The organism is Streptomyces sp. NPDC059695 (assembly GCF_042733785.1).
GTDB lineage: Bacteria > Actinomycetota > Actinomycetes > Streptomycetales > Streptomycetaceae > Streptomyces.
In genome coordinates, this window is sequence record NZ_JBHWFF010000027.1 from 32,823 (window position 1) to 39,931 (window position 7,109).

8 protein-coding genes are annotated in these 7,109 nt (G+C 69.2%); 3 read left to right on the forward strand and 5 right to left on the reverse strand.

All coding sequences use genetic code 11. The annotated features are described in order from the left end of the window. Nucleotides 1-164: 164 nt before the first annotated feature. From tuf to ACFV2S_RS28520, 5 genes are all read right to left on the reverse strand, one after another. Nucleotides 165-1,358, reverse strand: coding sequence for an elongation factor Tu (gene tuf, locus ACFV2S_RS28500; protein WP_382864721.1), 1,194 nt, complete (start codon nt 1,356-1,358; stop codon nt 165-167). Nucleotides 1,359-1,511: 153 nt separating this feature from the next. Beyond that, entirely contained in the window at nt 1,512-3,641 is a 2,130-nt protein-coding gene (gene fusA, locus ACFV2S_RS28505) for an elongation factor G (RefSeq protein WP_382864724.1), read from the reverse strand. Between the two features lie 39 nt (nt 3,642-3,680). After that, nucleotides 3,681-4,151, reverse strand: coding sequence for a 30S ribosomal protein S7 (rpsG, locus tag ACFV2S_RS28510; RefSeq protein ID WP_015035567.1), 471 nt, complete (start codon nt 4,149-4,151; stop codon nt 3,681-3,683). Between the two features lie 2 nt (nt 4,152-4,153). After that, the gene (rpsL, locus tag ACFV2S_RS28515) at nt 4,154-4,525 is read right to left on the reverse strand and encodes a 30S ribosomal protein S12 (RefSeq protein WP_003948652.1); all 372 of its coding nucleotides are present in this window, start codon (nt 4,523-4,525) and stop codon (nt 4,154-4,156) included. 556 nt (nt 4,526-5,081) lie between these two features. Then, on the reverse strand, nt 5,082-5,531 hold the full coding sequence (locus ACFV2S_RS28520; protein ID WP_383788345.1) for a helix-turn-helix domain-containing protein: 450 nt from the start codon (nt 5,529-5,531) through the stop codon (nt 5,082-5,084). Nucleotides 5,532-5,784: 253 nt separating this feature from the next. Here ACFV2S_RS28520 and ACFV2S_RS28525 point away from each other — a divergent pair, with 253 nt between their 5' ends. The 3 genes from ACFV2S_RS28525 to ACFV2S_RS28535 are packed head-to-tail and all read left to right on the forward strand — an operon-like array spanning nt 5,785 to nt 6,975. Next, the gene (locus tag ACFV2S_RS28525) at nt 5,785-6,060 is read left to right on the forward strand and encodes a WhiB family transcriptional regulator (RefSeq protein ID WP_385564882.1); all 276 of its coding nucleotides are present in this window, start codon (nt 5,785-5,787) and stop codon (nt 6,058-6,060) included. After that, a complete protein-coding gene (locus tag ACFV2S_RS28530) occupies nt 6,053-6,778 on the forward strand; it encodes a hypothetical protein (RefSeq protein ID WP_385564885.1) in 726 nt (241 codons plus the stop codon). Before ACFV2S_RS28525 ends, ACFV2S_RS28530 begins: the two co-directional genes overlap by 8 nt. Then, on the forward strand, nt 6,772-6,975 hold the full coding sequence (locus ACFV2S_RS28535) for a hypothetical protein (RefSeq protein WP_329854424.1): 204 nt from the start codon (nt 6,772-6,774) through the stop codon (nt 6,973-6,975). Before ACFV2S_RS28530 ends, ACFV2S_RS28535 begins: the two co-directional genes overlap by 7 nt. Nucleotides 6,976-7,109: the final 134 nt, after the last annotated feature.

A 7,109-nucleotide genomic window follows, 5' to 3' on the forward strand; every position in this document is an offset into this window, starting at 1 on the left:
GGGGGGGGCGGCCCCCCGGGGGTGGGGGGGGCCGTAGCCGGGCCGGGCACCGCGCCACGCCCCCCCCCCCCCCGCCCCCCCACCCCGCGCCCCCCCCCCCCGGGGGGGGGCGCCCCCTTCTCTCACTGCTAGCAGCTCGTAGGAGCTACCAGGTCAGTTCAAGATCAGGCAGTGATCTTGACGACCTGGCCGGCGCCGACGGTCCGGCCACCCTCACGGATGGCGAACTTGAGGCCCTCCTCCATGGCGATGGGCTGGATCAGCTCAACGGACATGGAGGTGTTGTCGCCCGGCATGACCATCTCGGTGCCCTCGGGGAGGGTCACGACGCCGGTCACGTCCGTGGTACGGAAGTAGAACTGCGGGCGGTAGTTGTTGAAGAACGGGGTGTGACGGCCACCCTCGTCCTTCGACAGGATGTAGGCCTGGGCCTCGAAGTTCGTGTGCGGCGTGACCGAACCCGGCTTGATGATGACCTGGCCGCGCTCGACGTCCTCGCGCTTGATGCCACGGAGGAGCAGACCGACGTTCTCACCGGCCTGGCCCTCGTCGAGCAGCTTGCGGAACATCTCGATGCCGGTGACCGTGGTGGTGGTCTTCTCGGTCTTGATGCCGATGATGTCGACGGTCTCGTTGACCTTGAGGACACCACGCTCGATACGACCGGTGACGACGGTGCCACGACCGGTGATCGTGAAGACGTCCTCGATCGGCATCAGGAACGGCTTGTCGACGTCACGCTCGGGCTGCGGGATCGACTCGTCGACGGCGTGCATGAGGCCGAGAAGCTTCTCGCCCCACTCCTTGTCGCCCTCGAGCGCCTTGAGCGCCGAGACGCGGACGACCGGCAGGTCGTCGCCCGGGAACTCGTACTCGGAGAGGAGCTCACGAACCTCGAGCTCGACGAGCTCCAGGATCTCCTCGTCGTCCACCATGTCGGCCTTGTTCAGGGCGACGACGATGTACGGAACGCCGACCTGGCGGGCCAGGAGCACGTGCTCCTTGGTCTGCGGCATCGGGCCGTCGGTGGCGGCGACCACGAGGATGGCGCCGTCCATCTGCGCGGCACCCGTGATCATGTTCTTGATGTAGTCAGCGTGACCGGGGCAGTCGACGTGCGCGTAGTGACGCGACTCCGTCTGGTACTCGACGTGCGCGATCGAGATGGTGATACCGCGCTGGCGCTCCTCGGGAGCCTTGTCGATCTGGTCGAAGGCCGAGGCCTCGTTCAGGTCCGGGTACGCGTCGTGCAGCACCTTGGTAATGGCGGCCGTGAGGGTCGTCTTACCGTGGTCGATGTGACCGATGGTGCCGATGTTGACGTGCGGCTTAGTCCGCTCGAACTTTGCCTTCGCCACTTGATCCTCCTGCGGAGTGGTTCTGTACGCCTTGCTTCATCGGCGCCAGGTGATCTTTGCTGGGATGCCAGTAAACCGGGGCCCGATCCCTCGGGTTTCGGGGGGCTGAGCCCCGGCGACTGGTGTCAAGCCTAAAGCGTGAACTCGGGAGAGTTACTCGCCCTTGGCCTTCGCGATGATCTCCTCGGCGACGTTCCGCGGAACCTCGGCGTAGGAGTCGAACTGCATCGAGTAGCTTGCGCGACCCGAGGTCTTGCTGCGGAGGTCTCCGACGTAGCCGAACATCTCCGAGAGGGGCACGAGGCCCTTCACGACGCGAGCGCCGCTGCGCTCCTCCATGGCCTGAATCTGGCCACGGCGGGAGTTGATGTCACCGATGACCTCGCCCATGTAGTCCTCGGGCGTGGTGACCTCGACGGACATCATCGGCTCGAGGATGACCGGCGAAGCCTTGCGCGCGGCCTCCTTGAAGGCCTGCGAGCCGGCGATCTTGAACGCGAGCTCGGAGGAGTCGACCTCGTGGTAGCCACCGTCGAGAAGAATGACGCGGACGCCGGTCATCTCGTAGCCGGCCAGGATGCCGAACTGCATGGCCTCCTGCGCACCCGCGTCGACCGAAGGGATGTACTCCTTCGGGATGCGGCCACCGGTGACCTTGTTCACGAACTCGTACGAGGCGTCGCCGCCCTCGATGGGCTCGATCGCGATCTGCACCTTGGCGAACTGACCGGTACCACCGGTCTGCTTCTTGTGGGTGTAGTCAAGTCGCTCGACGGCCTTGCGGATCGTCTCGCGGTACGCGACCTGCGGCTTGCCGACGTTCGCCTCGACCTTGAACTCGCGACGCATGCGGTCGACGAGGATGTCGAGGTGAAGCTCGCCCATACCACCGATGATGGTCTGGCCGGTCTCCTCGTCCGAGTGCACCTGGAAGGAGGGGTCCTCCTCCGCGAGACGCTGGATGGCGACACCCAGCTTCTCCTGGTCACCCTTGGACTTGGGCTCGATGGCGACCTGAATGACCGGCGCCGGGAAGTCCATGGACTCCAGGATGACCGGGTTCTTCTCGTCGCACAGCGTCTCACCGGTGGTGGTCTGCTTGAGGCCCATGACGGCGACGATGTCGCCGGCGCCCACCGAGTCGATCTCCTCACGCTTGTTCGCGTGCATGCGGTAGATCTTGCCGATGCGCTCCTTCTTGCCCTTGACGGAGTTCAGCACCGCGGTGCCGGCCTCCAGGCGACCGGAGTAGATCCGGACGAAGGTGAGCTTGCCGAGGTGCGGGTCGCTCGCGATCTTGAACGCGAGGGCCGACAGCGGCTCGTCGTCGGACGGCTTGCGCTTGACGATCTCCTCCGGGTCCTTCACGCCGTGGCCCTCGATGGCCTCGACGTCAAGGGGGGAGGGGAGGTAGCGCACGACCGCGTCGAGCAGGGGCTGAACGCCCTTGTTCTTGAACGCGGTGCCACAGAAGACGGGGGTGACCGTCTTCTCGCCGCCACCCTTGCCGGAGGCAATGGTGATGCGACGGACGGCAGCGTAGAGCTGCTCCTCGGTGGGCTCGACGCCCTCGAGGAAGAGCTCCATGAGCTCCTCGTCGTTCTCGGCGACGGTCTCGACGAGCTTGGCGCGGTACTCCTCGGCCTGCTCGAGCTTGTCCGCCGGGATGTCGACGACGTCGTACATCTCACCCTTGCTGGCCTCGGCGGACCAGACAAGCGCCTTCATGCGGACCAGGTCGATGACGCCCTGGAAGTCCATCTCGGCGCCGATCGGGAGCTGCATGACGATCGGGACGGCGCCGAGGCGGTCCACGATCATGTCGACGCAGCGGAGGAACTCGGCGCCCGTACGGTCGAGCTTGTTGACGAAGCAGATGCGCGGGACGCCGTAGCGGTCCGCCTGACGCCAGACAGTCTCGGACTGGGGCTCGACACCGGCCACACCGTCGAACACGGTGACAGCACCGTCGAGCACGCGCAGCGAACGCTCCACCTCGACGGTGAAGTCGACGTGGCCCGGCGTGTCGATGATGTTGATCGTGTGATCGACATTCTCGAGCGGCCAGTGGCAGGTCGTCGCGGCAGACGTGATCGTGATGCCGCGCTCCTGCTCCTGCTCCATCCAGTCCATCGTGGCAGCGCCGTCGTGGACTTCACCGATCTTGTACGAGACACCGGTGTAGAACAGGATCCGCTCGGTGGTGGTCGTCTTGCCCGCGTCGATGTGGGCCATGATGCCGATGTTGCGCACCTTGGCCAGGTCAAGCGAAGTGGTAGCCATATCGGCTCAGTCTTCTCTCGGTCTCGATGTGGGTTGCGACTACCAGCGGTAGTGCGCGAAGGCCTTGTTGGACTCGGCCATCTTGTGCGTGTCCTCGCGCTTCTTGACCGCAGCACCGAGGCCGTTGGAGGCGTCGAGGAGCTCGTTCATGAGGCGCTCGGTCATGGTCTTCTCGCGACGGGCGCGGGAGTAACCGACGAGCCAGCGGAGGGCCAGCGTGGACGCGCGGCCCGGCTTGACCTCGATCGGCACCTGGTAGGTGGCGCCACCGACACGGCGGGACTTGACCTCGAGGGCCGGCTTGACGTTCTCGAGAGCGCGCTTCAGCGTGATGACCGGGTCCTGGCCGGTCTTCTCACGAAGACCCTCCATGGCGCCGTACACGATGCGCTCGGCGGTGGAACGCTTGCCGTCCAGCAGGATCTTGTTGATCAGCGAGGTGACAAGAGGAGAGCTGTAGACCGGGTCGATGATGACCGGGCGCTTCGGGGCGGGGCCCTTACGAGGCATTCTTACTTCTCCTTCTTGGCGCCGTAGCGGCTGCGAGCCTGCTTACGGTTCTTGACGCCCTGCGTGTCGAGGGAACCGCGGATGATCTTGTAACGAACACCCGGCAGGTCCTTCACACGGCCACCGCGCACGAGCACGATGGAGTGCTCCTGCAGGTTGTGACCCTCACCCGGGATGTAGGCCGTGACCTCGATGCCGGAGGTCAGACGCACACGCGCGACCTTACGGAGGGCCGAGTTCGGCTTCTTCGGGGTGGTCGTGAACACACGCGTGCAGACGCCGCGACGCTGAGGGGAACCCTCGAGTGCGGGCGTCTTGTTCTTCTCGACCTTGTCCTGCCGGCCCTTACGGACCAGCTGCTGGATCGTAGGCACTACTTCTCCGGTTTCTGTGTGCCGTCGGTAAAACTAACCTGGAACATTCACCGACCCACGCGGTCGGGTGTGTCGAATCTCGCGGACCCCTCCCGCCAGAGGCGGGAAAAGCGCGGATCACGGTGGCCGGTATATGACTCGCCGTGCGGTTGAGGACACGCACGGGAGCCCAGGCACACCCCAGGCACAAGGCATGAGCGTACCTATCGCACGGACTCCGGTCAAAACAAATGCCCACGCGCACGCGGTCCCGGCCGGAGCGTGCCGGGACCAGGGCGGATCGTTACGGCACGGGGACCGGACCCGGGGGCCGCGCGGGCCCGCGACCCGCCGTTCCGGCCCGCCCCGGCCGACTCCGGTCCGCCGCCCGCCGGTTGGGGTCCGCCCGGCGCACGACCGGACGGCCGCGCTCCGCCCCGGCCGATCACGACCCGACCCCGACCGGTCGCGCCCCACCCGGCGCCGGTCACACCCGGCCCGGAGTCGGTCACGCTCAGCCCGGAGTCGGTCGTTCTCAACCCCCGGACCGGGCGCGGGCGGGCCCGGCCGGGAGCGGTCAGTCCCGGGCGCTGCGGCGGGGCTCGGGGGTCTCGGCGGCGCCCGCCTCGTCGGTGTCCGGCTCCAGGAACTGGTTCACGACCTTGACGAAGACGCCCATGCGGTCGTCGGGCACGCCCAGCCAGCGCGCGAAGTCCTCCATCGAGGGCTGCCAGTCGCTCGGCGGCAGCAGGTCCGCCGCCATCGGGAGCTCCTCGGGGGTCACGCGGCCGGACCGGATGAGCATGTCGCGGACGGAGACGCCGAGCAGCGGGGCGATCCGGCGCATGGTCTCCAGGTCGGGCATGCTCTGCCGCTGCAGCAGGCGCGTGACGGCGGCGCGGTGGACTCCGGCCTCGTCCGCGATCCGGGACTTGCCGCCGCCGCGCGGGCTGTCGATGTCGTAGCCGCGCTGTCTCATCAGGCCTTCGACCCAGCCTGCGAACTCGTCGAGCCCTTGAGTGCTCATGTGTACCGCTCCTCGCTCCCCCACCCTCCGGATCCCATACCTTAGCGTGCTTGCGCGCACGGAATTACGTGCTTTCGGGCACGCAATCGTGTCGAATCGGTGAAGGGTCCGACCCGCCGCTCCAGATTTTCGTTGCGCGCTCGCACGCAACGTGTAAGTCTGGCTCGCCGCCGCACTCGTCGGCCCCCTGAGCCCCAGGCGCCCCACCGGCCCCATGGACGGCCCCGGCGGGCCCCGGACCGTGGAGAACCCCTTGTTCCATCCCGACCCGTCCCCCTGGCAGGCCTCCGCCGCGTGCGCCGGCCTCTCCCCGTCCGTCGTCTTCGCCCGCCGCGCCAAGGAGGCGGCCCCGGCCCTGCGGGCCTGCGCCTCCTGCCCCGTGCGGAGCGAGTGCGAGGCGGCGGTCGCCCCGGCGGAGAGCTACTTCGACGGAGTCTGCGCGGGCCGGCTCTGGCGCAACGGCCGCCCCGCGGACGCCCGTCGCGTCGAGAAGGCCCTCGCCCTGACGGGAAGCGGCCGCCGTGGCTGACCGCACCGACCTCCTCCTGCGGGACGTCGCGCTCTGGACCGCCTCCCTCGTCCGGCAGTTCCCCGAGCTCTCCGAGGAGCTCGCGCCCGGGCGGCGCGGCCCCGCCGGGACCGCGCCCGGCCCCTCCCCCGCCGGACGCGACGAACTGATCCGCGAGGAGCGCCGGGAGGCACTGCTGCTCCAGCAGCGGCACGGGCTCGTCGTCCCCGGCCACGGGGCCGCCCCGATCCGGCTGCACGTCTCCGACGCCATCCGCGACATCACCGACGGCGTCGTGGAGCTGGAGGAGGCGGTGTGCGCCCGGCTCGCGCTGCCCCGGCCGCCGCGCGCCGGGGTGATCGACCGGCTCCGCCGGCTGGTGGGGCTGCTCGGCCCGGTCTCCGCCCACCCCGACCTGGCCCGGCACGTGCGGGACGAGATCCGGCGGATGGCCCGGCGCTGCGCCCGGACGCTCGGCGACTCCGAGACCGTCGTGCGGGTCTCGGGCCGCTGCCCCTGGTGCGACTCGGTGTCGCTGCGGGCCTTCCCGGACCGGCGCGCGGTGCTGTGCGTGAACCCGGCCTGTGTCTGCGCGGACGAGGTGTGCGGCTGCCAGGACGACCCGGCGTACCGGCACCTGTGGCCGGAGGACCGGTGGCAGGAACTGTCGGAGGCGTCGGGGACGCGTACCGACGAGATCGAGGCCGCGATGGACGACCCGAAGGAGACCTCGTGCTGAGCTCACCCGACCTGCCCACGCTGGTCCCGGGCCCGCTGGCCGCCGAGGAGGCGGGGGTGGCGCCCGCCACGATCCGCAAGTGGGTCCAGCTGGGCCACCTGCGGGCCGCGGGCCGGGCGGGCCGGGCGCAGCTGTTCCGCCTGGAGGACGTGTTCGCGGCGGAGCGGCTGGCCCGCCGCCGCCCCCGTACCGCCTGACCCTCCGTCCCAGCCCGGGAAGAACGCCCCAGAAGCGCCGGCCCCCCCGCGCGCCCCCCCCCCCGCGCGCCGCGGCCTGACCCGCCGCGAGCGGCGGCGGGGGAGGGGGGGGCGGCGGGCGCTGACGGCGGCGC

Coding starts and splice junctions, on each gene's coding strand:
- rpsG (WP_015035567.1), bottom strand. CDS start 4,151: ATGCCTCGTAAGGGCCCCGCCCCGAAGCGCCCGGTCATCATCGACCCG.
- ACFV2S_RS28520 (WP_383788345.1), bottom strand. CDS start 5,531: ATGAGCACTCAAGGGCTCGACGAGTTCGCAGGCTGGGTCGAAGGCCTG.
- fusA (WP_382864724.1), bottom strand. CDS start 3,641: ATGGCTACCACTTCGCTTGACCTGGCCAAGGTGCGCAACATCGGCATC.